This is a genomic window from Burkholderia sp. AU6039 (genome assembly GCF_002223365.1).
GTDB lineage: Bacteria > Pseudomonadota > Gammaproteobacteria > Burkholderiales > Burkholderiaceae > Burkholderia.
Window position 1 is genome coordinate 94,346 of the sequence record NZ_NKFK01000004.1, and the last position, 24,089, is coordinate 118,434.

General features: G+C 68.8%; 16 protein-coding genes. 6 read left to right on the forward strand and 10 right to left on the reverse strand.

What is annotated here, in order from left to right; all coding sequences use genetic code 11:
• Positions 1–102: 102 nt before the first annotated feature.
• The 3 genes from CFB39_RS13075 to dnaE form a co-directional block, all read right to left on the reverse strand.
• Positions 103–1,281, reverse strand: a complete 1,179-nt coding sequence (locus CFB39_RS13075) for a glycosyltransferase family 9 protein (RefSeq protein ID WP_089473317.1) — start codon at positions 1,279–1,281, stop codon at positions 103–105.
• A gap of 177 nt (positions 1,282–1,458) precedes the next feature.
• Positions 1,459–2,550 carry a glycosyltransferase family 9 protein gene (locus CFB39_RS13080; protein WP_089473318.1) on the reverse strand — a complete coding sequence of 364 codons (1,092 nt, stop codon included), beginning with the start codon at positions 2,548–2,550 and terminating at the stop codon, positions 1,459–1,461.
• 307 nt (positions 2,551–2,857) lie between these two features.
• Positions 2,858–6,388 carry a DNA polymerase III subunit alpha gene (gene dnaE / locus CFB39_RS13085; protein ID WP_089473319.1) on the reverse strand — a complete coding sequence of 1,177 codons (3,531 nt, stop codon included), beginning with the start codon at positions 6,386–6,388 and terminating at the stop codon, positions 2,858–2,860.
• A gap of 216 nt (positions 6,389–6,604) precedes the next feature.
• Between dnaE and CFB39_RS13090 the strand changes: the two genes are divergently transcribed.
• Together CFB39_RS13090 and gluQRS are read left to right on the forward strand one after the other, a co-directional pair.
• Positions 6,605–7,459, forward strand: coding sequence for a sulfurtransferase (locus CFB39_RS13090; protein WP_089473320.1), 855 nt, complete (start codon positions 6,605–6,607; stop codon positions 7,457–7,459).
• 22 nt (positions 7,460–7,481) lie between these two features.
• Positions 7,482–8,375, forward strand: a complete 894-nt coding sequence (gene gluQRS / locus CFB39_RS13095) for a tRNA glutamyl-Q(34) synthetase GluQRS (protein WP_089473321.1) — start codon at positions 7,482–7,484, stop codon at positions 8,373–8,375.
• Positions 8,376–8,554: 179 nt separating this feature from the next.
• Here the strand turns inward: gluQRS and CFB39_RS13100 are convergent, their stop codons facing one another.
• The 4 genes from CFB39_RS13100 to purT form a co-directional block, all read right to left on the reverse strand.
• The gene (locus CFB39_RS13100; RefSeq protein ID WP_089426021.1) at positions 8,555–10,123 is read right to left on the reverse strand and encodes a DEAD/DEAH box helicase; all 1,569 of its coding nucleotides are present in this window, start codon (positions 10,121–10,123) and stop codon (positions 8,555–8,557) included.
• A gap of 399 nt (positions 10,124–10,522) precedes the next feature.
• A complete protein-coding gene (locus CFB39_RS13110; RefSeq protein ID WP_089473322.1) occupies positions 10,523–10,903 on the reverse strand; it encodes an MliC family protein in 381 nt (126 codons plus the stop codon).
• 81 nt (positions 10,904–10,984) lie between these two features.
• Positions 10,985–11,170, reverse strand: a complete 186-nt coding sequence (locus CFB39_RS13115; RefSeq protein ID WP_069248523.1) for a DUF6726 family protein — start codon at positions 11,168–11,170, stop codon at positions 10,985–10,987.
• A gap of 18 nt (positions 11,171–11,188) precedes the next feature.
• Positions 11,189–12,403 carry a formate-dependent phosphoribosylglycinamide formyltransferase gene (gene purT / locus CFB39_RS13120; RefSeq protein ID WP_089426023.1) on the reverse strand — a complete coding sequence of 405 codons (1,215 nt, stop codon included), beginning with the start codon at positions 12,401–12,403 and terminating at the stop codon, positions 11,189–11,191.
• Positions 12,404–12,616: 213 nt separating this feature from the next.
• On the opposite strand from purT, the gene CFB39_RS13125 reads away from it, so the two are divergent.
• A complete protein-coding gene (locus CFB39_RS13125) occupies positions 12,617–13,162 on the forward strand; it encodes an META domain-containing protein (protein WP_089473323.1) in 546 nt (181 codons plus the stop codon).
• 170 nt (positions 13,163–13,332) lie between these two features.
• Here the strand turns inward: CFB39_RS13125 and CFB39_RS41250 are convergent, their stop codons facing one another.
• Positions 13,333–14,031 carry a hypothetical protein gene (locus CFB39_RS41250; protein ID WP_373452736.1) on the reverse strand — a complete coding sequence of 233 codons (699 nt, stop codon included), beginning with the start codon at positions 14,029–14,031 and terminating at the stop codon, positions 13,333–13,335.
• On the opposite strand from CFB39_RS41250, the gene CFB39_RS13130 reads away from it, so the two are divergent.
• Complete coding sequence (locus CFB39_RS13130) at positions 14,006–18,148, forward strand: DNA translocase FtsK (RefSeq protein ID WP_373452733.1); 4,143 nt, start codon at positions 14,006–14,008, stop codon at positions 18,146–18,148. The two genes, CFB39_RS41250 and CFB39_RS13130, sit on opposite strands and share 26 nt — an antisense overlap.
• A 100-nt stretch (positions 18,149–18,248) precedes the next feature.
• On the opposite strand, the gene CFB39_RS13135 is transcribed toward CFB39_RS13130, so the two are convergent.
• Positions 18,249–19,493, reverse strand: a complete 1,245-nt coding sequence (locus CFB39_RS13135) for a lactonase family protein (RefSeq protein ID WP_089473325.1) — start codon at positions 19,491–19,493, stop codon at positions 18,249–18,251.
• Between the two features lie 166 nt (positions 19,494–19,659).
• Between CFB39_RS13135 and CFB39_RS13145 the strand changes: the two genes are divergently transcribed.
• Positions 19,660–21,489, forward strand: coding sequence for a glycoside hydrolase family 15 protein (locus tag CFB39_RS13145; RefSeq protein ID WP_089426027.1), 1,830 nt, complete (start codon positions 19,660–19,662; stop codon positions 21,487–21,489).
• 212 nt (positions 21,490–21,701) lie between these two features.
• On the forward strand, positions 21,702–23,177 hold the full coding sequence (locus tag CFB39_RS13155) for a polyhydroxyalkanoate depolymerase (protein WP_089426029.1): 1,476 nt from the start codon (positions 21,702–21,704) through the stop codon (positions 23,175–23,177).
• 71 nt (positions 23,178–23,248) lie between these two features.
• Here the strand turns inward: CFB39_RS13155 and CFB39_RS13160 are convergent, their stop codons facing one another.
• Entirely contained in the window at positions 23,249–23,881 is a 633-nt protein-coding gene (locus tag CFB39_RS13160) for a TetR family transcriptional regulator (RefSeq protein WP_039370405.1), read from the reverse strand.
• Between the last annotated feature and the right edge of the window lie 208 nt (positions 23,882–24,089).

A 24,089-nucleotide genomic window follows, 5' to 3' on the forward strand; every position in this document is an offset into this window, starting at 1 on the left:
CGGCGTTCTTCACGATCGAGCTTCGACGGAAACGAGCCGGGCGGCTGGCGCGTCGCCAAACAAGCCGCCTGAAACCGGCGGAAAACGCGCGTCGCCCGCGCGTCAGTCGGATCCGGCGCGGTGCAGTCGCGACGTATCGACGACGGCTTCGGCCGGGCCTGGCGGATTCAGTCCGAGCATCTCGGCCGCCGCTGCTTTCACGCGCTGCGCACCGAGATTGACGAGGCAGTCGCTGCGGCTGTCGACCTTGCGCTCGCAGCCCTCGTGCCGGCACGGCACGCAATCGCCCTCCCCCTGCAGCAGCCATACGTTCCCGTGCCGCCCCGAGCCGCGCAGCGGCCACGGATTCTCGGTCGCCGGCCAGTGCTGCGGCCACGGCCCCCAGCGCACGGGGTCGGACGGGCCGAACAGCGCGATCGTGTCGGTGCCGGTCGCGGCCGCGACGTGCGTCGCGCCGGTGTCGGGCCCGATGAAAAGCCGTGCGCGCCGCACGAGTTCGGCGCTTTCGCCGAACGTCAGGCGGCCGACCAGGTTCAGTACGTCGCCGCCCGCTTCGGCCGCGACCTGCTCCGCATACTCGCGCTCGCTGTCCGCCGGGCCGCCCGACAGCGCGACCGCGAAGCCGCACTCGCGCAGCCAGCCGATCATCTCGACCCAGCCGTCGAGCCGCCATTGCTTGTAACGGAACATCGGATACGGATGCAGGACGACCAACGGCTTGCCGTCGCGGATCGCCGGCGATTCGGCGAGCCACGCGTCGAAGCGCGCGCGCCGCGCCGGATCGTCGCCGATGCCGGGCGCGACGACCTCGGGCACCGGCTCGATGCCGATCACGGGCGCGAGCGCCAGCGTGCTGACGACCGTATGCGCGGATTCGTGGTGATTGATCGCGATCCCGTTCAGCATCATCCGCGTGAGCCACGTCACGCGGTTCGGATCGACGAGGCCCACCCGCTTGCGGCCCGCGAACCAGCTGTAGAAGCGCGGCCGGTCGGAGCTCAGCGCCGCGCACGCGAGATCGTAGCGGCGCCACATCGACAGCGCGTCGCGCAGCCGCTCGCGAAAGCCCGCGCGTTGCGCGACGACGATCACGCGCCGCACGTCCGGATTGTGCTCGAGCACGCCTTCGGTGCCGCGAAACACCAGCATGTCGATCTGCGCTTCAGGCCAGCGGGCCTTCAGCGAACGGACGAGCGGCGTCGTCAGCAGCACGTCGCCGATACGGCGCGGCGCGGCAACGAGGATGGTTCTGGGCGGGCGGGCGGAAGAAAACAGGGCCACGGCGGGTGTGTCTGGCTGGCTGAACAAGGCTGGCAATGTACAGGATTTTGCAGCAGCCGGCGCGACATGGCGAATCGGCCGTCCGGTCAGCCTGATGCGGCCCCGCTCGCGAGGTGCCGCGCGGCAGGCGCACCCGTGCGCCGGTGGCGTACGCGGTGCCCTGCGATACCCGCGGCGCTACGAAGCGATGGTCATGATCACCGGCGCCGCAGCGGCAGCCGCGGGCTGAGTGTGTGCTGCGTCGGCCAACCGTTCGTCGCGATGGGTGGCCTGCGGCAGCAGGTGATTCACCGCACGCTCGACCGCGTCGACGCCGATCGCATCGACGGTCGCGCCGGCGCGCACGATCACGTGCGGCACACCGAGCGGATGCCAGCGCAGGTATTTCTCGGGACGGTCCTCGAACAGCGCGGCGACGGGCACGCCGAGCGCCGACGCGAGGTGCACGGGGGCGCTGTCGGCGGAGACGATCACATCGAGCAGGCTCGCCGCGGCCACCAGCTCGGCGACCGACGACGGCGCAACATGGCGCGCGCACACGTCGCGCCACGAGTCGTCCTCGGGGGCATGGCGGACGGCCGGGTCGCGGAACACGATCACGTCGGCATGCGGCGCGAGGCGCTCGGCGAGGTCGCGCCAACGATCGGCCGGCCAGCGGCGCTCGACCGCCTTGTTCGTGACGAACAACCCGACGCGCGGCTTCGTGCGTGCGCCGAGCAGCCGGTACCACGCGTCCTGCAGCGCGCGGTCGGGATGAACCGACAACGCGAGGCGGTCGACGTCGGCGCGGCCGAGTTCGGGTACGAGCCGGAAACCCGACAACGCCTCGTGGCACATCGGCCGCTCGGCGACATGCTCGGGCTTGCGATCGTCGAATTCCGTCTCGGCATCGTGCCAGCGGCAATCCTTCGCGCCGATCTGGCGCGCGAACTGCACGCTGCTGCGATGCATGCCGCCGTTCGGCACGACCACGAGGTCGAACCGCAAGCGACGCAGGCGACGCACCAGCCGCAGCCGGTCGAAGAACGCGCGCATCCGCCCGGGACGGTCGTTGCGCTCGCATTGACGGCTATAGACGTAGGTGTGGATCGTGTCGACGTCGGGGTTTCCGTCCAGCGCGGCCGCGTTGTAGCGGTTCGCGACCACATGGAGTTCGGCGCCGGGCCAGCGCTCCTTCAGCGCGCGGAGAAACGCCGTTGTGCACAGCATGTCGCCCAAAAAATCGATCCGGATCACGAGGATCCGCTGCGTCGGGTTCACATTGGCCATGGTCATGTGGAGACTGTCAGTTTTTGTCGTCGCGACGAGCCATTTCACGGCATCCGGTTCCGGGACGGCCTGGTCGCCTATCGCGGCTCGCCGCACGGATCCGCCCCCGCTTATGTGCGCGATACCGGCGCAATCCGCCGGACAAGCGGCGGTCAGCGCCGCGTTCGTGCGGCTAGCGCCGGATTGTATAGCGTCCGGATGGCGAGCCCAAGACCCGCTGGCGTGAACCTGCAAAAACGGCCCGCCGCACCGCCCGATGGCGATGCGACGGGCCGCATGGCGCGACAGCCGTTCGGCGTAGGCGCGATCAGTACGTGATTTCGACGACGCTGCCGTCGAACGTCGCGCGCAGCTCCGCGAGCAGCACGTCGCTCGGCTTCACGCGCCATGCGTCGCCGAGGCGCATTTCACCCTGCGCCCGCGCGTTGCTGTAGTGGACCTGCACCGCAAGCCCGTTCGGCAGCGGCGCCTGCGGGCGACGACCGCCATCGCGCCCGCCGCCGCGCGGCGCCGGTGCGTCGACCACGTTTGCCGCCGGATCGTCCTTCGACACGTGCGGCTCGAGCACGCGGCGCAATGCGGCCGCGTCGGCGTTGCCGTTCATCGTCAGCCGGACGGCCTGCGCATAGCGGCTGCGCGCGCGCTCGAGATCCATCACGGTATCGGCCGTGAAGCGGATGCCGCCCGTGAACGCGTCGTTGCGCGCCTGCCCCTGCACGATCAGCAGCTCGTCTTCCTTGAACAGCGCCTTGTTCGCCTCGAACTGCTCGTTGAAGATCGTGATCTCGCACTGCCCCGAGCCATCGTCGAGCAGCGCGATCAGCATCTTGCCGCGCTGGGTCATCTGCGTGCGCAGCGACGCGATGATGCCGGCCACGAGCTTGTCGCGCCCTTCCTTCAGGTCGCCGACCTTCTGCCGCACGAAGCGGCGCACCTCGTCGCGATACGCGTCGAACAGATGGCCGGACAGGTAGAAGCCGAGCGCGCCCTTCTCTTCCTGCAGGCGGCGCTTGTCGTCCCACGCGGGCTCGTCGACGAGCGCATGCGCGTGCGGCGACTCGGCGCCCATGTCGAACAGGCCGGCCTGCATCGCGTTCGCCTCGGCCTGGTCGGCCGCTTCCATCGCCAGCGGCACCGACGCGATCAGCTGCGCACGGTTCGTGTTCAGCGAATCGAACGCGCCGGCACGGATCAGCGCCTCGACCGTGCGGCGGTTGACGACGCGCCGGTCGATCCGCTCGCAGAAGTCGAACAGGTCGGTGAACGCCTTTTCCTCGCGGGCGCGCAGGATTTCCTCGATCGCGTTCTGGCCGCTGCCCTTCACCGCGCCGAGGCCGTAGCGGATCGTGCGCGAGCGCTTGCCGTCGGCTTCGGCGACCGGCTCGAAGCGGTAATGCGAAGCGTTGATGTCGGGCGGCAGCACGACGAGGTTGTTCACGACGCAATCGTCGAACAGGATCTTCACCTTGTCGGTGTCGTCCATCGCGAGCGTCATGTTGGCCGCCATGAATTCGGCCGGATGGTGCGCCTTCAGCCACGCGGTGTAGTACGCGAGCAGCGCATAGGCGGCCGCGTGCGACTTGTTGAAGCCGTAGCCCGCGAACTTCTCCATCAAGTCGAAGATCTCGTCGGACTTCTCGCGCGTGAGGCCGTTCTTCGCCGCACCCTCGGCGAAGATCTCGCGGTGCTTGGCCATCTCCTCGGGCTTCTTCTTGCCCATCGCGCGACGCAGCAAGTCCGCGCCGCCGAGCGAGTAGCCGCCGATGATCTGCGCCATCTGCATCACCTGCTCCTGATAGACCATGATGCCGTAGGTCTCTTTCAGGACGGGTTCGACGCGCGGATCCGGATACTCGACCTTCTCGCGGCCATGCTTCCGTGCGCAGAAGCTCGGGATCAGGTCCATCGGGCCCGGACGGTACAACGACACGAGCGCGATGATGTCCTCGAAGCGATCAGGCTGCGCATCCTTCAGCATGCCCTGCATCCCGCGGCTTTCCAGCTGGAACACCGCGACCGTGTTGGCCTTCTTCAGGATCTGGAACGACGCGGGATCGTCGAGCGGCACCTGCGCGAGCGACCAGTCGGCCTTCGACGGATCAAGGCGGCGGATGTAGCGCTCGGCCCAGTCGAGGATCGTCAGCGTCGTGAGGCCCAGAAAGTCGAACTTCACGAGGCCGACGGCTTCGACGTCGTCCTTGTCGTACTGGCTGACCACGCCGCCGTCGTCGCCCTGCGTGTACAGCGGGCAGAAATCGGTCAGCTTGCCGGGCGCGATCAGCACGCCGCCCGCGTGCATCCCGACGTTACGCGTGAGGCCCTCGACGCGCTGCGCGAGATCGAGCAGCTGGTGCACCTCGTCCTCGTGGTCGTAGCGCTCCTGCAGTTGCGGCTCTTCCTTCATCGCATCGGCGATCGTCACGTGCTTGCCCGGCTTGAACGGGATCAGCTTCGCGATGCCGTCGGTAAACATGTACCCGAGGTCGAGCACGCGGCCGATGTCGCGCACGGCCGCCTTCGCGGCCATCGTGCCGAACGTGGCGATCTGCGACACGGCGTCCGCGCCGTACTTCTCCTTCACGTACTGGATCACGCGGTCGCGGCCATGCTGGCAGAAGTCGATGTCGAAGTCGGGCATCGACACGCGTTCCGGGTTCAGGAAGCGCTCGAACAGCAGGTTGTAGCGCAGTGGGTCGAGGTCGGTAATGCCGAGCGCGTACGCGACCAGCGAACCGGCGCCCGAGCCGCGGCCCGGGCCGACCGGCACGCCGTTGTTCTTCGCCCAGTTGATGAAGTCCGCGACGATCAGGAAGTAGCCCGGGAAGCCCATCTTCGTGATGGTCCCGCACTCGAATTCGAGGCGCTTGTAATACGTGTCACGCTGCGCGTCGCGCTCGGCCTCGACCGGATACAGCTGCGCGAGACGGGTCTCGAGCCCTTCCTTCGACAGCTGGACCAGGTAGTCGTCGAGCGACATGCCGTCCGGCGTCGGGAACAGCGGCAGTTTCGGCTTGCCGAGCTCGAGCTTCAGGTTGCAGCGCTTCGCGATTTCGACCGTGTTCGCGATCGCCGACGGCAGGTCGGCGAACAGCGCGACCATGTCGTCCTGCGTGCGGAAATACTGGTCGGTCGTGAAACGCTTCTGGCGCCGCGGGTTCGCGAGGATGTCGCCTTCCGAGATACACACGCGCGCCTCGTGCGCGGTGAAATCGTCGTCGGTCATGAACTGCGTCGGGTGCGTCGCGACGACCGGCAGCTTCAGCGCCGCGGCGAGCGTCGCGGCCTGCTGGATGTACGCCTCGGCGCCCGGCTGGCCGTAACGCTGCAGCTCGATGTAGAAGCCGCCCGGGAACACCTTCGCCCAGCGCTCGGCGTGACGGCGCGCGGCTTCTTCGTTGCCCGCGGCAAGCGCGAGCCCGATATCGCCCTGTTGCGCGCCCGACAGCGCGAGCAGCCCTTTCGAGAGCTCGCCGTCGAGCCAGCTCGCGTCCAGCTCCGCACGGCCGCGGTACTGGTTCGTGAGCCACGCCTTCGACAGCAGCTCGCACAGATTCAGGTAGCCGACCTTGTCCTTGACGAGCAGCAGCAGCCGCGACGGCTTGTCGCGGTCGTCCGGATTGGCGATCCAGACGTCGCAGCCGGCGATCGGCTTGATGCCCTTGCCGCGGGCTTCCTGGTAGAAACGAACGAGGCCGAATGCGTTGCCGAGATCGGTGAGCGCGAGCGCGCCCTGACCGTCCGCGGCCGCCGCCTTGACGATGTCGTCAATGCGCACGATGCCGTCGGCAATCGAGAATTCGGAGTGAACGCGAAGATGGACGAAGCGGGGATCTGACATGGGCGCTATTGTAGCCGCCCCGCCGCGCAGGCTGCCCAAAAAATCCCCGCGCTGGCCGTTCGGCCGATGCGCGCGACCGCACGTCGCGCGGCTGGCCAAACGGCAGGGTGCCGGCCCGGGCGCGGTTTGCGGGATAATACGGCTTTTCGAATCCACGCCCCGGCTTCGCACCCTTTTTTGCGGGCCGCCGTGCGGCCGTTTTCCCGTCGGACCATCATGACCATCGTCAACCTCGCCGCCTACCACTTCGTGTCGCTCGACGCGAACGAGCAATGGCGCCCGCTCGTCACCGCCCGCTGCAACGAACTCGGCCTGCGCGGCACGATCCTGCTCGCGCCGGAAGGCATCAACCTGTTCATCGCCGGCACGCGCGAAGCCGCCGACGCATTCATCGCTTACATCCGCCACGATCCGCTGTTCGAGGGCAAGTTCGCGTCGCTGCAGTTCAAGGAGAGCCTGTCCGACTCGCAGCCGTTCCGCCGCATGCTCGTGCGCCTGAAGCGCGAAATCATCACGATGAAGAAGCCGGCGATCAAGCCGGAACTCGGCCGCGCGCCGTTCGTCGACGCGCGCACGCTGAAGACGTGGCTCGATCGCGGCCACGACGACACGGGCCGCCCGGTCGTGATGCTCGACACGCGCAACGCGTTCGAAGTCGACGTCGGCACGTTCGACGACGCGCTCGACTACCGGATCGACAAGTTCAGCGAATTCCCCGAAGTGATCGACGCGAACCGTGCCGACCTCGAAGGCAAGACGGTCGTGTCGTTCTGCACGGGCGGCATCCGCTGCGAGAAAGCCGCGATCCACATGAAGGAAATCGGCATCGAGAACGTGTACCAGCTCGAAGGTGGGATCCTGAAGTACTTCGAGGAAGTCGGCGGCGCGCACTATCACGGCGACTGCTTCGTGTTCGACTACCGCACCGCGCTGAATCCGCAGCTCCAGCCCACCGAGAACGTCACGTGCTTCGCGTGCCGCGCGGTCGTCACGCCGGACGCGCAACAGTCGCCGAGCTACGTGCCCGGCAAGTCGTGCCCGGCCTGCGCACCGGCGGCCAGCGCCGCGTAAGCGCGCACTGCCCCGCGCCCCGATGACCGGCTATCGCGGCCGCTTCGCGCCGTCGCCCACCGGCCCGCTGCATTTCGGGTCGCTGGTCGGTGCACTCGCGAGCTGGCTCGACGCACGCGCACACGGCGGCGCATGGCTCGTACGCATCGAGGATCTCGACGGCCCGCGCACGGTGCCGGGCGCCGCCGACGACATCCTCGCGACGCTCGCGCATTTCGGCATGACGCCCGACGAGCCGCCCGTCTGGCAAAGCACGCGCGATGCCGCGTATACGGCCGCGCTCGAACGGCTCGTCGCGGCCGGGCTCGTCTATCCGTGCGGCTGCACGCGCAAGGAAATCGCCGATTCGCTGCGCGCCGCGCACGAGCGCCATACGACGCTCGCGTACCCGGGCACCTGCCGCACCGGCCTGCACGGCAAGCCCGCGCGCGCGTGGCGGCTGCGCGTGCCGGACGGCGACGACGCGATCGTCACGTTCGACGATCGCTGGCAGCACACGCAATCGCAGAACCTCGCGACCGAAGTCGGCGATTTCGTGCTGAAGCGCGCGGACGGCCAATGGGCCTACCAGCTCGCGGTCGTCGTCGACGATGCCGATGCGCACATCACGCACGTCGTGCGCGGCGCCGACCTGCTCGACTCGACCGCTCGCCAGATCCACCTGCAGCACTGCCTCGGCGTGCCGACACCGCAATACCTGCACGTGCCCGTCGTCGTCGATGCGAACGGCGAGAAGCTCAGCAAGCAGACGGGCGCGACCGCGCTCGAGCGCGACGATCCGCTGCCGGCGCTGCTGGCCGCGGCCGCGCACCTGGGCCTCGCGCCCGACGGCACGCTCGCAGGCACGACCCTCGATACGTTCTACGCCGCCGCCACCGCCGCATGGGCGAGGCGCTTCGGGCCTCAGGCCGGCTGACGCACGGCCAGCGCGCCGATGTCGTGGCGACCAGGCCCAAACCGGATCCGGCATCCCCGCCCACGCCACGCGCCCGCCTCCCCCATCAAACCGCAGCCCCAATGAAAAACGGGCACATGCTCATCGCATGCACCCGCTTCTGCAGCAGCGCTCGCGCTGCGCTGTCACGCCCGCCCGGCTTACGCCGACGGCTTGCGCGGCATCCCGAACCCGCCGAGCAGTGCGGCGACCTGACGCTTCGGCCCCTTCTTCTCGGGCTGCTGCGCAGGCTGCGCGTCGTCCTGCTGCTTCGCCGGCGCCGACGGCTCGTACGGCTTCAGGAAGAAATCGTCGACCGGCGCTTCGTGGCGACGGTGATGACCACGCTCGGAACCGCCCGGACGGCGCCCCGATGCACCGCGATGCTCGTCGCGATCGCGACGGCCGCCTCGTTCACCGCCGCGCTCGCCACCGCGCTCGCTGTTGCGATCGCCGCCGCGGTCGTTGCCGCGCTCGTCGTGACGGTGGCGCGCCGGCTTGTCGAGCGCGAGCGTCTGCACTTCGAGCGGACGCTTGATCAGCTTCTCGATATCGGCGAGCTGCTTGCGCTCGTTCGGGCTGCACAGCGACAGCGCGTCGCCCGTCGCACCCGCACGGCCGGTACGGCCGATCCGGTGCACGTAGTCTTCCGCGCTGAACGGCAGGTCGAAGTTGATCACGGCCGGCAGTTCGGCGATGTCGAGGCCGCGCGCGGCCACGTCGGTCGCGACCAGCGCCTCGATCTCGCCGCGCTTGAACGCGTCGAGCGCCTGCATCCGCTCGATCTGCGTCTTGTCGCCGTGGATCGCCGACGCGACCACGCCGTCGCGCTCGAGATTGCGCGCAAGTCGGCTTGCGCCGATCTTGCTGTTGCAGAACACGATCACCTGCTTGAGGCCGCGATCGCGCAGCAACTGCACGACGGCCGCCTGCTTGTCGCCTTCGGCGACGTCGTAGACGATCTGCGTGACGTTCGCGTTCGTCGAGTTGCTGCGCGCGACTTCGATCGTCTGCGGGTTGCGCAGGTAGGTCGACGCGAGCTTCTTGATTTCGCCAGAGAAGGTGGCCGAGAACAGCAGCGTCTGGCGTTCCTTCGGCAGCAGGTTCAGGATGCGCTGCAGGTCGGGCAGGAAGCCCATGTCGAGCATCCGGTCGGCTTCGTCGAGCACGAGGATCTGCACCTGGCCGAGGTTCGCCGTCTTCTGCTGCACGTGGTCGAGCAGGCGGCCCGGCGTCGCGATCAGGATCTCGACACCGCGGCGCAGCTCTGCCGACTGCGGGTTCATGTCGACGCCGCCGAACACGACCGCGCTGCGCAGCGGCGTGTGCTTCGCATACGCGTGCACGTTCGCGGCAACCTGGTCGGCGAGTTCGCGGGTCGGCGTGAGGATCAGCGCACGCACCGGGTGGCGCGCCGGAGACGCGCTCGTGTTGGCCTGCGGCAGCAGGCGCTGGATGATCGGCAGCGAGAAACTCGCGGTCTTGCCGGTGCCCGTTTGCGCGGCGCCCATGACGTCGCGGCCGGCGAGCACGACCGGAATGGCCTGCGCCTGGATCGGCGTCGGCGTCGTATAGCCCTGCTCCGCAATGGCTTTCAGGATATCGGCGGCAAGGCCGAATTGATCGAAGGTTGCGTCGACGGGCTTGGCGACAGAATCGGACATGGTGGCGTTTCGCTCAAAAGGCGCGGCGGGGACATCGTGCGTCAGGCCAGCCGGGCCTGCGCTCATCACAATTCGGAAATAGACGGAGCCGCGGCGCGCCGCGCGGCGCCGCTCTGGCGCTTGGGACCGGTTCAATGTGAACGCTGGACGCCAGGCCGTGCGGACTCCGTTCGGCGCGAATGCCGGCGGAAAGGGGCGTATTGTAGCACTGCGCGGCCATCTGTCCGTGACAACGCGGCGAACGGCCACAACGGCGGTTCGCGCGGCAGGCCCGGGCAAGCCCGCGCGGCAGACGGATGCCCCGATCGGACTAGCCCGATGGGCCAGCGGATGATTTCAGGGGTCTGATCCCCGATCACTGGGCCCGATCGCCCGCGGCCAGGCCGCGTATCCGGCCGTCAGGCCCGGGAGCCGGCCGGCACCGGCACCGGCACCGGCAGCACGATCCACGTTCCCGCCCGGCGCTCAGCCCTTCTTCTTTTTCTTCTCGACCTGTACGCAGTCGCCCAGCAGCGGCGGCGAGCTCTGGTCGGCGATCTCGTCGCGCAGCGTCGCTTCCTTGCCCTTCGTCCACCACGTATAGCGGCCGGCCTGGTAGCGCGCGCCCGACGCCGACACCGTGTCGACGAACAGCATCTGCTTCCCGTTGACCGGCACGAGCGCGAAGCTCTGGCCATTGCCCGCGAGCCAGTACGACACGCGCACCGGCTGCTTCTGGTTCGCGCACTGGTAGACGGTGAACTGGCGCGAATCGGCGTCGATCTCTTCGACGGTCAGCTGCGCGGCATGCGCGACGGAAACGGCCGCGCCGGCGAGCGCGAGCGCGGCGAGGGTTTGGCGGATCATGCAGGTCCTCTCACGAGACGGGTGGAAACGCGCCCTCGCGGGGCGCGTGATTATTGTTGGCGATCGGGTCGGGTAGCGTGCTCAGGGATCGATGACGTCGGCACACGCGTCGGTCGGTGCGGCCGCGACATGACCGACGAGCGGCACGATCTTGAGCCCGGCCGAGGCCACCCGGCACGGTGCGGCCGCGAGCCCGCAACCCGCGAGGTTCACTGCAAGCGCCAGCGCGGCGGCCAGCTTTCCGATACGCAGCCACTTCGGCGTCATCGTCCTCTCCTGATTACGTCAGCGGGCCGACACGGGCCGGACGGCCGCGGCGGCACGCTTCGCGCGTTCGCGGGCTTCGTCGACGGTCGCGCCGGTCGCCAGCGCGACGCCCATGCGCCGCTTCGCGAAACTTTCCGGCTTGCCGAACAGGCGCAGGTCGGCGCCCGGCACGGCAAGCGCGTCGCGCACGCCCTCGAACGCGATCCCGCGCTCGTCGAGCCCGCCGTAGATCACGGCCGACGCGGCCGGCGTACCGAGCGCCGGATCAACCGGCAGCCCGAGAATCGCACGCGCGTGCAGCTCGAATTCCGACTGACGCTGCGACGCGAGCGTGACGAGGCCCGTATCGTGCGGCCGCGGGCTCACTTCGGAGAACCACACGTCGTCGCCGCGCACGAACAACTCGACGCCGAACATCCCGCGCCCGCCGAGCGCCTCGGTGACCTTGTGCGCGATCTCGCGCGACTTCTCGAGCGCCACCGCGCTCATCGGCTGCGGCTGCCACGATTCGACGTAGTCGCCCGCGACCTGCACGTGGCCGACCGGCTCGCAGAAATAGGTGCGCGTGGCGTTCGTCGCCGGATCGATCGCGCGCACGGTGAGCTGCGTGATCTCGTAGTCGAAATCGACGAAACCCTCGACGATCACGCGGCCGTGGTTCACACGCCCGCCCGCCATCGCGTAGTCCCACGCCGGCTTCACGTCGGCCTCGGTCTTCACGACCGACTGCCCCTTGCCCGACGACGACATCACGGGCTTGACGACGCACGGCATGCCGATCTTCGCGATCGCCGCGCTGAACGCCTCGAACGAATCCGCGAACGCATACGGCGAAGTCGGCAGGCCGAGCTCCTCGGCCGCGAGCCGGCGGATTCCTTCGCGATTCATCGTGAGCTGCGTCGCGCGCGCGGTCGGGATCACTTCGGCGAGGCCGGCCGCCTCGATCGCCGCGAGCGCGTCGGTCGCGATCGCCTCGATCTCCGGCACGATCAGGTGCGGGCGTTCGGCTTCGACGAGCGCGCGTAGCGCGGCGGCGTCCGTCATGTCGATCACGTGCGCGCGATGCGCGACCTGGTGGCCCGGTGCGTCCGGATAGCGGTCGACCGCGACGACTTCGACGCCGAGCCGCTGCAACGCGATGATGACTTCCTTGCCGAGTTCGCCGGCGCCGAGCAGCATGACGCGCGTGGCCGAGGGTGAGAGCGGCGTACCGAGCCGCTGACCGATCTGCATGTGATTACCCGCTTCTGGTGGAGGACGAAAACGGCTCCGATGTTAACACGCGCCACGGCGCCGGTTTTGCGCGTTTCGCCGTGCCGGCAACCGGCCGCGGGCCGCTCGCGAGCAGACTGCGAACGTTTTCACGCGTGAAGTGTCGGCTCGCCTGCCGCGGGGCGGGTGCGTTACTCTTACGCCTTGATCAGAATCCGATGAGGAACGAGGCTCATGTCCCACCTGTCCGCCGCCGCACGCGCACGCACCGGCCTGCTTCGCCCGTTGCGCGCGCCGCTCTGCGCGTTGACGCTTGCCACGCTTCTCTCTGCCTGCGCGATGCCGACCCACCCCGATTCCGCCGCCCCCGCGCCCGACCCGTACAACCCGGCCGCCGTCCAGCTGCTCGACGACACGAGCTGGGAACTCACCAGCTGGCTGAACGCCGACGGCACGCAGCGCGCGATCCCGCACGGCGACAACGGCGAGCCGATCAAGCTCGCGCTGTCGACCGAATCGGGCGTCCGGCGCGCCAGCGGGTTTTCGGGCTGCAACCGCTACATGGGCACCTACGCGATCAAGAACGGCCTGCTGAGCTTCGGGCCGCTCGCCGGCACGCGGATGGCCTGCCCGAATACGCTCGGCGGCCAGCTCGAAACCGCGTACCTCGACGCGCTCGCCCACGTCGACAAGACCGGTGTGCAGATGCGCGAGCCGCAGCAATTGCAGATCGTGACCACGTCCGGCGCAACGCTGACCTTCACGCACCGGAGCCCCTGATGCACGGCGCGCGCGAAGGCCGACCGACCGCCTTCGCGTGGCGCGCCACGCGCGTGTGCCGCGCACACGCGTCGCACGGCGTGTATCGGATGCACGCCGCGTTAGAGTCTTGTTCGCCGGCCGGTTAAACTCGGCGGGTCGCGCCCCGCGCGCCCCGCCCCACTCCTGTTTCAAAGCATGCACACGGTTGTCTTCGGCTGGTTCGGCATCTCCGCCGTCTGGTTCCTCCTTCTCTTCTGGCGTCTCGTGCAGGCGATGCTGCCTGGCGGTGTCGGACTTGCCGGCCGCGGCTCGATCCGTCTGTGGCTCGGCTTCGTCGCGGTGTTCGTGGCGAGCTGCACGCTGACGAGCCCGCTGTCGGGCCCCGACACGAACGCGCTCGGCCATGCATTCTCGGCAGGCTTCGCCCACGTGCTCGGCCCGATCGGCACGCCGGTCGCGATGGTCGTGCTGTTCTTCGCCGGGCTGCCCTGGCTGACCGGCATCGGCTGGCGGCAGTTCGCCGCGTGGGTCGATACGTCGTTCGGCGTCAAGCTGGCGCGCGACGGCGGTGACGACGAAGCGCGCGGCATCGCCGACCTGCCGCGCAGCGCCTTGCATCGCGACGACGACATCGTCCAGCCGACCACCGCGCATACCGTCAATTCGATGGCGCCCCGCCAGAACGGCCGGTATTCGCGCCCGACGCTGTGGAAACCCGACCCGCAGGCGCGGCCGAAGCCGCGCAGCAGCACGCCTGCGCGTCCGCACGTGGAACCTGTTGCGCCGTCGGGCTGGTTGAAGCCGGCCACGCCCCAGCGCAGCATGCCGACACCGCCCGCGCCGATCACGCCGGCCAGCGCGATGCCGCCGCCGACGACCGGCAGCACCGCCAGCCTTGCGCGCGCAGCCGCGAACTCGCAAGTCCCGCGCCCCGATCCGGCCCCGCTTCCTGCCGGATTCGAACCCGTCCGCCCGCGGCCGACTGGCGCGCGACCGGCCACCGCGGCGTTGAAACCGACCCCGCCGCGTACCACGGTCACACCGCGGCCGGCCACCGCGCAGCCGCAGCGCCCGCCCGTACGCCCCGCAGCTGCAGCCGGTTCGGCCGGCCTGACGCAGGATGCGGCACGACGTCGCCCGCCGCAGCCAACGCCGGCGCGTGCACCGCTTTATGCCTGGACGGAAAAACCCGCCGCGCCGATCACGCCGGCGCCGAGCGTGCACGACACGCTGCGCTCGATCGAAGCCAGCACCGCGCAGTGGGCGACGCTGGGCGGTGCGCAGGACGATGCCGGGCACGCGGCGGCGGCAGCGGCAACCGCAGCCGGTGTGGCCGCGACGGCAGCCGGCATGGCAGCGCCGGCAGCAGCGGCCGTGCCGACCGGGGCTGCCTCCGCGGCCCACGGCCTCGCGGCGCATGACGCCAGTGCACCGCTCGCCTACGATCCGGCGCCGACATACGACGACAACGCACCGATCGTGCTCGATGCGTTCAATCCGGCAGCGCCCGCTGTCCATGCACCGGTTGCCGATACGGGCGCCGTGGCAGTCGACGCCACCGCACCGCACGCGTTGTCGAATACCGGCATCGCTGATGCCGCGTTCCCGCATCACGCCAATGACGAGATCCGGCACGCCGACGATGTCGCTGCCGCTATCGCACCGGCATCGGGAATCTCGCCCGCACCGACGTTCGACGCGCCCATCGACCTCGCGCCGTGGGAGGACCTCGCCAGCCAACCGGTTTCCGCGTTCGACGCATCCGCCTGGAACCCGGTCGCCGAGTCATCGACCGATGTGACGGGATCGGAACCGGCCCATGCCGCCTTCGCGCAACCCGGGACCGAGGCGGTTCACGACCTCGCGGCGAGCAACCCGGCATCCATCGATACCGACGACAAGTACACGGCGCATCCGGCGCCTGCAATCGATCGCACCGTATCGGCCAGCGTGCCGCCGGGCATCGCCAATGCACACGCCGAACCCGCCGGGAACAGCGTGCCGTTCGCGGCCCTCCCCTCTTCGCCGATCATCGAAACGACGCCGCGCGCAAGTGCCGAAACCAGGCCGTTTGCGGCGGCGGCACCGGTCGCATCGAGTGCCGCACTGGAAGCTGCCAAGTCGGATACGGTGGAACCTGCAGCGCCGCTGGCCGCAACCGCTGAAGGCACCGCACCGGCGACAGCATGGACGTGGACGCCTGCGACGGCGCAACCGGCCCCGACGAATACGCCTGTCACCGCGGAATTGCCGAAATCGCCGGTTGCCACTCAACCGTTTGCCTCCACGCAAAAGGCTTCGGCAAGCATTGCGTCGCCGCTCGTCGGCACCGCCCACGGTTCGACCGTGCAAGCGCCTGCATCCGCCTCGGGCATTGCGCCTGTCGCCGTTACCGCCTCGTCGGATGGTGTGACCGACACGGCATCCGGTTCGCTGGCTCAACCGGCAGCGTCGACTGTTGCAGCCGCTCCGTCGGCATCTGCGATCGGCGTAACCGGCACTGCGTCGACCTCGCTTTCGCAGCCAGCCACTTCGACATCGAACACCGCATCCGTCGCGCCGGCATCCCCGATCGGCGTGACCGGCGCTACCTCGGCTTCGCTTTCGCAGCCGGCCGCTTCGGCAGCGAACACTGCACCCGTCGCGTCGGCATCCCCGATCGACGTAACCGGCACTGCGTCGGCTTCGATTTCGCAACCGGCCACGTCGGCATCGACCGTTGCGGACACGACTTACGGTTCGTTCCCCCGCGCATCAACACCCGCGTCGCCCGCATCGCCCGTTGCGCCCGCCGTGCCGCCGTCGACGGCCAGCCCGACGGCCTCGGCATCCGGTTCGAGCGCGCCGGTGGTCGCTACCTCGACGCCCGTGAATGTCGTGTCCGGCTCGGTCGCGGCTCCATCCGCCGCGCCTGCTCCGACGCATCCGGCCACCCCATCAGCCTCGTCGACCGGCACGACATCCGGCACCTTCGCCCCCTCAGGCGCAATCGCATCGCAGCCGGCCGCAGGCCTGCCCGTGCCGCCGGCCCCTGCCGCCACGACGGCAACGTCCTCCGGCGTTGTCACACCGATCACCACCGCCGCGGCGACTCCCGCGCAACCGATCGCCAGCTCGCCCGTCGCTCCGGCCGGCTCGCTGACGTCCTTCGGCGCAACCACTGCGGCGCTGGCTCCGTCGATCGCTTCCGCGCCTACAGCCGTCGAAGCCACGACGTTCGCCCCCCCGGCCGCCGCGACCTCGTCGCCGGCAGGCTGGTCCGTGTCGAATGCCTCCGCGGCACCGTTAGCCGCATCGCCCGTGGCACCGCCGCAACCCGCAGCAACGATCCCCGGCGCGAGCCTGTCCGCACCGACGGCAGTCACGACCGTACCGGCGATCCCCACTGCCCCGCCGGCCGAAGCAACCACCCCGGCAACCGAACCGGCCCCGCCTGCCGCAGCCGGCTCGCCCGCCCCCGACACCCCCGCGCGCCAGCCGCGCCCGAACGCCTTCGAATTCCACGCACCCGCGTCGTTCAGCGTCGAACTGCCGACCCTCGACCTGCTCGAGCCCGCGTCCGCGTCCGGCGACATCGAAACGATCACCGAAGAACACCTCGCGCAAACCGCGCAGGTGATCGAACAGCGGCTGCAGGAATTCAAGGTGCCGGTGACGGTGGTCGGCGCGTCCGCCGGCCCCGTGATCACGCGCTTCGAGATCGAACCCGCGCTCGGCGTGCGCGGCAGCCAGATTGTCGGGCTGATGAAGGACCTGTCGCGCGGCCTCGGCCTCACGTCGATCCGCGTCGTCGAGACGATTCCCGGCAAGACCTGCATGGGGCTCGAACTGCCGAACGCGAAGCGCCAGATGATCCGCCTGTCGGAAATTCTCGAGTCGCGCCCGTACCAGCACTCGGCGTCGCAACTGACGATCGCGATGGGCAAGGACATCACCGGCCACCCGGTCGTCACCGATCTCGCGAAGGCGCCGCACATGCTCGTCGCGGGCACGACCGGCTCGGGCAAGTCGGTCGCGATCAACGCGATGATCCTGTCGCTGCTGTACAAGGCGACACCCGAGGACGTGCGACTGATCATGATCGACCCGAAGATGCTCGAGCTGTCGGTCTACGAAGGGATCCCGCACCTGCTCGCGCCGGTCGTCACCGACATGAAACTCGCGGCGAACGCACTGAACTGGTGCGTCGGCGAGATGGAGAAACGCTACCGGCTGATGTCGGCGGTCGGCGTGCGCAACCTCGCGGGCTTCAACCAGAAGATCCGCGACGCGGAAGCGAAGGAAAAGAAGATCGGCAACCCGTTCTCGCTGACGCCCGAGGATCCGGAGCCGCTGTCGACGCTGCCGCTGATCGTCGTCGTGATCGACGAGCTGGCCGACCTGATGATGGTCGCCGGCAAGAAGATCGAGGAACTGATCGCCCGCCTCGCGCAGAAGGCGCGTGCGGCCGGCATTCACCTGATCCTCGCGACGCAGCGTCCGTCCGTCGACGTGATCACGGGCCTGATCAAGGCGAACATCCCGACGCGCGTCGCGTTCCAGGTGTCGTCGAAGATCGACTCGCGCACGATTCTCGACCAGATGGGCGCCGAATCGCTGCTCGGGATGGGCGACATGCTGTTCCTGCCGCCGGGCACCGGTTATCCGCAGCGCGTGCACGGCGCGTTCGTCGCGGACGAAGAAGTGCACCGGGTCGTCGAGTACCTGAAGCAGTTCGGCGAGCCGCAGTACGAGGAAGGGATCCTCGACGGCCCGGCCGCCGACGGCGCGACGCAGGACCTGTTCGGCGATGCGCCGGACGCGGAAGCCGATCCGCTGTACGACGAAGCCGTCGCGTTCGTCGTGCGCACGCGGCGCGCGTCGATCTCGTCGGTGCAGCGGCAGTTGCGCATCGGCTACAACCGCGCCGCGCGCCTCGTCGAGCAGATGGAGGCGGCCGGGCTCGTGTCGCCGATGGGGATCAACGGCAGCCGCGAGGTGCTCGTGCCGGCCGCGGCCGACTGAGTGCGGCGGCCGGGCGGCCGCCGTCCGCCGATACGGGCGCGCCGGGAAACCGGCCGCCCCGAAAAACGAAGGGCGCTGCATCGGCAGCGCCCTTTTTCATTTACAGTACCGGCACCAGCTTGAAGTCGACCGGCTTGCCGACCGCCACCTTCTGCGGATTCGGGCCGAGCTGCCCCGTTTCGACATTGCGGCTGAACACGTAGAACGTATCGCTGTCCTGGTTGCCGACGATCAGCCACTTGCCGGTCGGATCGATCAGGAACTCGCGCGGCGTCTTGCCGAGGCTCGACTGGCGGCCGACGTGCTTCAGCCGGCCGTCGGCCTGGTTCACCGCGTAGATCACCAGGTCGTTCGCGTCGCCGCGGTTGCTCACGTACAGGAAGCGGCCGTCCGGCGACAGGTGGATCGCGCCGCCGCCGACCTTGCCCTTGAAGCCCGGCGCGGTCATCGACACGGTCTCGACCGGCGTCAGCTTGCCGTCGTGATAGCCGAACACCTCGACCGACGCGTTGAGCTCGCTCGTCACGTATGCGTACCGGCCGTCGGCGCCGAACACCATGTGGCGCGGGCCCGAGCCCGCCTTCACCGGCGTGTAGCGCGTGTCCGTCGGGCTGATCAGCCCGCGGCTGCCGTCCACCGTGTAGCGGTAGCCGTAGATCTTGTCCGCACCGAGATCCTGCACGAACAGATAACGGCCGTCCGGCGAAAACACCGTCGAATGCACGTGCGCGCCGTCCTGGCGGCCCTTCACCGGCCCCGTGCCTTCATGGTGCACGGTCAGCGCGGCCTGGCCGACCGCGCCGTCGTCGCGCAGCGGAAACACCGCGAAGCTGCCGCCGGGATCCTTCGCGACCGAGTAGTTGGCGGTCACGAGGTACTTGCCGTCGGGCGACAGCGCGAGATAGCAAGGATCGTTCCCTTCCGACGACACGCGGTCGATGAAACTCAGCGCGCCCGTCTTCGCGTCGAAGCGGAACGCGCTGATGCCGCCGCGCGTGGTCGCCGGCCCGTCGTCGCCGGGCAGTTCGTTGACCGCGTAAACGGTGCGACCGTCGCGGCTCGGCAACAGATACGACGGATTCACGGTCTTCGCCGACGACACGGGTGCGACGCTGCCGGTTTTCGTATCGAAGCGGTAAACATAGATGCCGTCGCTGCCGCCTCCCGTATAGGTGCCGACGAGCAGGTTGTAGACGCCGTCGGCCGGGGCGGGCGATTGCTGCGCGAATGCGTGGGTCGCGGAAAGGGAGAGCACGATCGCGAAACCTTTCATCCAGTGAGCGAGCCTAAGCGGGAACCCTCGTGTCGAAGCGCGTGCGTCACGCTCGCGTAAACGGTTGGGCATTGAATCCTCCTTGCGTCGAGTCGCTTCAAGTGTTGAGATAGGACGAAACGCCGGCCGTTCATGCGCTCCGCCGCCCGGCCGAGTATACGGGGCGCGGTGCCGGCGCGTGAAGCCTTGGCCGCCGCCGTCCGCATTGTGAACTCGAATACCCAAGGATCGCCTGCCCATGCCTGCCCTGATCGAAGACTACGCCCTCGTCGGCGACGGCCACACTGCCGCGCTGATCGCTAAAGACGGCTCCGTCGACTGGCTGTGCTGGCCCCGCTTCGATTCGGGCGCCTGCTTCGCGGCGCTTCTCGGCACCCCCGAGCACGGCCGCTGGCTGCTCGCGCCGGCCGCCGATGCCGCGATCACGCACACGACGCGCCGCTATCGCGGCGACACGCTGATTCTCGAAACCGACTACGAAAGCGCCGACGGCGCCGTCACCGTGGTCGACTTCATGCCGCCCGGCAATGGCTGGTCCGAACTGGTGCGGATCGTCGTCGGCCGCCACGGCACGATGAAGATGCGCATGGAGCTCGTGTTGCGCTTCGACTACGGCTTCTCGATCCCGTGGGTCACGCAGCTGACCCGCGAGGACGGCATGAAGGCGATCGCGGGCCCCGACACCGTCGTGCTGCGCACGCCGGTGCCGCTCACCGGCAAGAATCTCCACACGCTCGCGGAATTCACGGTGAGCGCCGACGAGCGCGTGCCGTTCTCGCTCAGCTATGCGGCGTCGCACCTGCGGCTGCCGCCGGCCCGCGATCCGCTGTCGATGCTCGCGCGCACCGAGAACTACTGGCTCGAATGGTCGGGCCGCTGCCAGGTGCAGGGCCGCTACGCGGCCGCCGTGCGCCGCTCGCTGATCACGCTGAAGGCGCTCGCGTACGAGCCGACCGGCGGCATCGTCGCGGCGCCGACCACGTCGCTGCCCGAGAAGATCGGCGGCAACCGCAACTGGGACTACCGCTACTGCTGGCTGCGCGACGCGACGATCACGCTGCTCGCGCTGATGCGCGGCGGCTACTACGACGAGGCGCGCGCGTGGCGCACGTGGCTCGGCCGCGTGATGGCCGGCTCGCCCGAGCAGATCCAGATCATGTACGGGATCGCCGGCGAACGCCGGCTGCCGGAAATGGAGCTCGACTGGCTGCCCGGCTACCAGGACTCGAAGCCGGTGCGCATCGGCAACGGCGCCGCGAACCAGCTCCAGCTCGACGTGTTCGGCGAGGTGATGGCCGCGCTGCACCTCGCGCGGGTGGGCGGCCTGCAGGCCGACGACACGGTCTGGTCCGTGCAGTGCGCGCTGCTCGACCATCTCGAGAAGATCTGGCAGGAGCCCGACGAAGGCATCTGGGAAACGCGCGGCGGCCGCCGCCATTTCACGTTCTCGAAAGTGATGGCGTGGGTCGCGTTCGACCGCGCGATCAAGTCGGCGGAGATGTTCCGGCTGCCCGGCTCGCTCGACCGCTGGCGTGCGCTGCGCGACCAGATCCATGCCGACGTGTGCGCCAACGCGTGGCACGAAAGCAAACGGGCGTTTGCGCAGAGCTACGGCAGCGACGAGCTCGACGCCAGCGTGCTGCTGATGCCGCTGCTCGGCTTCCTGCCGCCGGAAGATCCGCGCATCGTCGGCACGGTCGAGGCGATCGAGCGGGAATTGCTGCACGATGGCCTCGTGATGCGCTACCGCACGACCGAGTACGACGACGGCCTGCCGCCCGGCGAAGGCACGTTTCTCGCGTGCAGCTTCTGGCTGGTCGACAACTATGCGCTGCTGGGCCGGATCGACGACGCGCACCGCCTGTTCAGCCGGCTGCTCGCGCTGTCGAACGACCTCGGGCTGCTCGCGGAGGAGTACGACCCGGTGGCCGGGCGGCTCGTCGGCAACTTCCCGCAGGCGTTCTCGCACGTGGCGCTCGTGCATACCGCGATGAACCTGATGCACCACGAGGACGCGATGGCGCGCGCCGCCGGCCAGCCCGCGCCGGCGGTGGCGACGGGGCGCTGAACGGGGGCGCGAGCGGCTTGGTCAGATAACGTCAAATCGCAAAACTTTGATGAAAAATCGGGGAAATGTTGCATTGCACCACCCATCGTTGTCCGATATGATCGACGCGATTGTCCGGCTGCAATGCAACATGGCCGGTCGCTGACCCACACGGCACGCCGCGACGCCCCACGCCGCCCTTGCGCACCGTCCCCCACGCGGGAGTAGTCTGCATGCTTTACCAACTGCACGAATTCCAGCGCGCCATGCTGAGCCCGCTGACGGCCTGGGCCCAGGCCGCGTCCAAATCGTTCGCCAATCCGTCCAGCCCGTTCTCGCTGATGCCGGGCGCGACGCGGATGGCCGCCGCGTACGAGTTGATGTACCGGCTCGGCAAGGATTACGAGAAGCCCGAATTCAACATTCATCAGATCGTCAAGGACGGCCACAACATCCCGATCGTCGAGCAGACGATCGTCGAGAAGCCGTTCTGCCGGCTGCTGCGCTTCAAGCGCTATTCGGACGACGCCGACGCCGTCACGCAACTGAAGGACGAACCGGTCGTGCTGGTCTGCGCGCCGCTGTCGGGCCACCACTCGACACTGCTGCGCGACACCGTGCGCACGCTGCTGCAGGATCACAAGGTCTACATCACCGACTGGATCGACGCGCGGATGGTGCCGATCGAGACCGGCCCGTTCCACCTGCACGACTACATCGCGTACATCCAGGAGTTCATCCGTCACATCGGCGCGCGCAACCTGCACGTGATCTCGGTGTGCCAGCCGACGGTGCCGGTGCTCGCGGCGATCTCGCTGATGGCGAGCCGCGGCGAGGACACGCCGCTCACGATGACGATGATGGGCGGCCCGATCGATGCGCGCCGCAGCCCGACCTCGGTGAATTCGCTCGCCACGCAGCACTCGACCGCATGGTTCGAGAACAACGTGATCCACACGGTGCCGGCGAACTATCCGGGCGAAGGCCGCCAGGTGTATCCGGGCTTCCTGCAGCACACGGGCTTCGTCGCGATGAACCCGGAACGGCACGCGCAATCGCACTGGGATTTCTACCAGAGCCTGCTGCGCGGCGACGAGGACGACGCCGAAGCGCACCGCCGCTTCTATGACGAATACAACGCGGTGCTCGACATGGCCGCCGAGTATTACCTCGAGACGATCCGCGTCGTGTTCCAGGAATTCCGCCTGGCCGAGGGCACGTGGGACGTCGAAGGCGAGCGCGTGCGTCCGCAGGACATCCGGCACACCGCGCTGATGACGATCGAGGGCGAACTCGACGACATCTCGGGCAGCGGCCAGACGCACGTCGCGCACGAGCTGTGCACGGGCATCCCGCAGGACCAGCGCCGCAGCCTGACCGCCGAGAAGTGCGGTCACTACGGGATTTTCTCGGGCCGCCGCTGGCGCACGATCATCTATCCGCAGCTGCGCGATTTCATCCGCGAGCATGCACCGGAGCCGAAGCACGGTGCGACGAAGGATGTCCCGGAAACGCCGGCCGCCAAGACGCTCGCCGCCGTGCCGGCCGCCGACGCACCGGCCGAAACGACGCGCGCCACCACGGCGAAGCGCACGCGCGCGAAGGCGCCGGCGAAGGCCGCCGCCCCCGCCAAGGCCGCACCGGCCGCGAAACGCGCCGCCGCCGTCAGCCCGCGCGCAAAAGCCGTGCGCACGCGCAAGGCCGCCTGACGCACCGCGTTCCGACGAAAAGACGCCGCCGTTGCCTGCGCACGGCGGCGTTTTTACATCGGGCGGCCGCTTCAGCGCCGCAGCAGATAGGCGAGCAGCACTTCGGTGTTCATCCTGACCATCTCCGCCCGCTCGTCGGCGTCGGTGAAGTCGCGGCCGAGCGTCGCGGCGAGCGTGAAGCGGTTCGACACGATGTAGTAGCCGAGCCCCGACAGCGTCACGTAGAAGCGCAGCGGATCGACGTCGGTGCGGAACAGCCCGGCCTTCTGGCCGCGCGTCAGCACGTTGCCGAGCTTTGCGACGATCGGCGACATCATCTCGCGGATCCGCGTCGACTTGTGCAGGTAGCGCGCTTCGTGCAGGTTCTCGTTGTTGATGAGCCTGAGCAGTTCCGGATGGTCGCGGTAGTAGTCCCAAACGAAATGCGCGAGCCGCGTGACGGCTTCGACCGGCGCGACGCCGTCGAGATCGAGCTCGCGCTCGGCCTCGGTCAGCGCGGAGAACGCGTGTTCGAGCACCGCCGTGAACAGCTGTTCCTTGCTGCCGAAATAGTAATAGAGCATGCGCTCGTTGGTTTCGGCCCTGCGCGCGATCTGGTCGACGCGCGCGCCGAACAGCCCTCCACTCGCGAACTCTTCGGCTGCCGCCATCAGGATGCGGCGGCGCGTACCTTCAGGATCTCTTTTGATTTTTGGCTGATTCATGGTGGCGTTTTGCTATGTGAGCCGCTTGATCCGGACCGGCACCCCCACCGCCTTGGCGCCGGCCGCCCTGGAACGGGCGCGCCGCGGGCGGCCGCCCTCCTGCTGAGCCCCTGCAAAAAAGCGGTTCGATTATGCGCACAGACGGCGTCCAGCGCAATGCGGGAAATCGGCGATAATCGAGCTTTGGCAAACCTTTTCCGGCCGCGCC

Excerpts from the sequence above, each read along its gene's own strand:
- CFB39_RS13080 (WP_089473318.1), bottom strand. The coding sequence starts at position 2,550 with ATGGCCAATGTGAACCCGACGCAGCGGATCCTCGTGATCCGGATCGAT.
- dnaE (WP_089473319.1), bottom strand. The coding sequence starts at position 6,388 with ATGTCAGATCCCCGCTTCGTCCATCTTCGCGTTCACTCCGAATTCTCG.
- CFB39_RS13090 (WP_089473320.1), top strand. The coding sequence starts at position 6,605 with ATGACCATCGTCAACCTCGCCGCCTACCACTTCGTGTCGCTCGACGCG.
- gluQRS (WP_089473321.1), top strand. The coding sequence starts at position 7,482 with ATGACCGGCTATCGCGGCCGCTTCGCGCCGTCGCCCACCGGCCCGCTG.
- CFB39_RS13100 (WP_089426021.1), bottom strand. The coding sequence starts at position 10,123 with ATGAGCGCAGGCCCGGCTGGCCTGACGCACGATGTCCCCGCCGCGCCT.
- CFB39_RS13110 (WP_089473322.1), bottom strand. The coding sequence starts at position 10,903 with ATGATCCGCCAAACCCTCGCCGCGCTCGCGCTCGCCGGCGCGGCCGTT.
- CFB39_RS13115 (WP_069248523.1), bottom strand. The coding sequence starts at position 11,170 with ATGACGCCGAAGTGGCTGCGTATCGGAAAGCTGGCCGCCGCGCTGGCG.
- purT (WP_089426023.1), bottom strand. The coding sequence starts at position 12,403 with ATGCAGATCGGTCAGCGGCTCGGTACGCCGCTCTCACCCTCGGCCACG.
- CFB39_RS13125 (WP_089473323.1), top strand. The coding sequence starts at position 12,617 with ATGTCCCACCTGTCCGCCGCCGCACGCGCACGCACCGGCCTGCTTCGC.
- CFB39_RS13130 (WP_373452733.1), top strand. The coding sequence starts at position 14,006 with ATGCCGCCGCCGACGACCGGCAGCACCGCCAGCCTTGCGCGCGCAGCC.
- CFB39_RS13135 (WP_089473325.1), bottom strand. The coding sequence starts at position 19,493 with ATGCCCAACCGTTTACGCGAGCGTGACGCACGCGCTTCGACACGAGGG.
- CFB39_RS13145 (WP_089426027.1), top strand. The coding sequence starts at position 19,660 with ATGCCTGCCCTGATCGAAGACTACGCCCTCGTCGGCGACGGCCACACT.
- CFB39_RS13155 (WP_089426029.1), top strand. The coding sequence starts at position 21,702 with ATGCTTTACCAACTGCACGAATTCCAGCGCGCCATGCTGAGCCCGCTG.
- CFB39_RS13160 (WP_039370405.1), bottom strand. The coding sequence starts at position 23,881 with ATGAATCAGCCAAAAATCAAAAGAGATCCTGAAGGTACGCGCCGCCGC.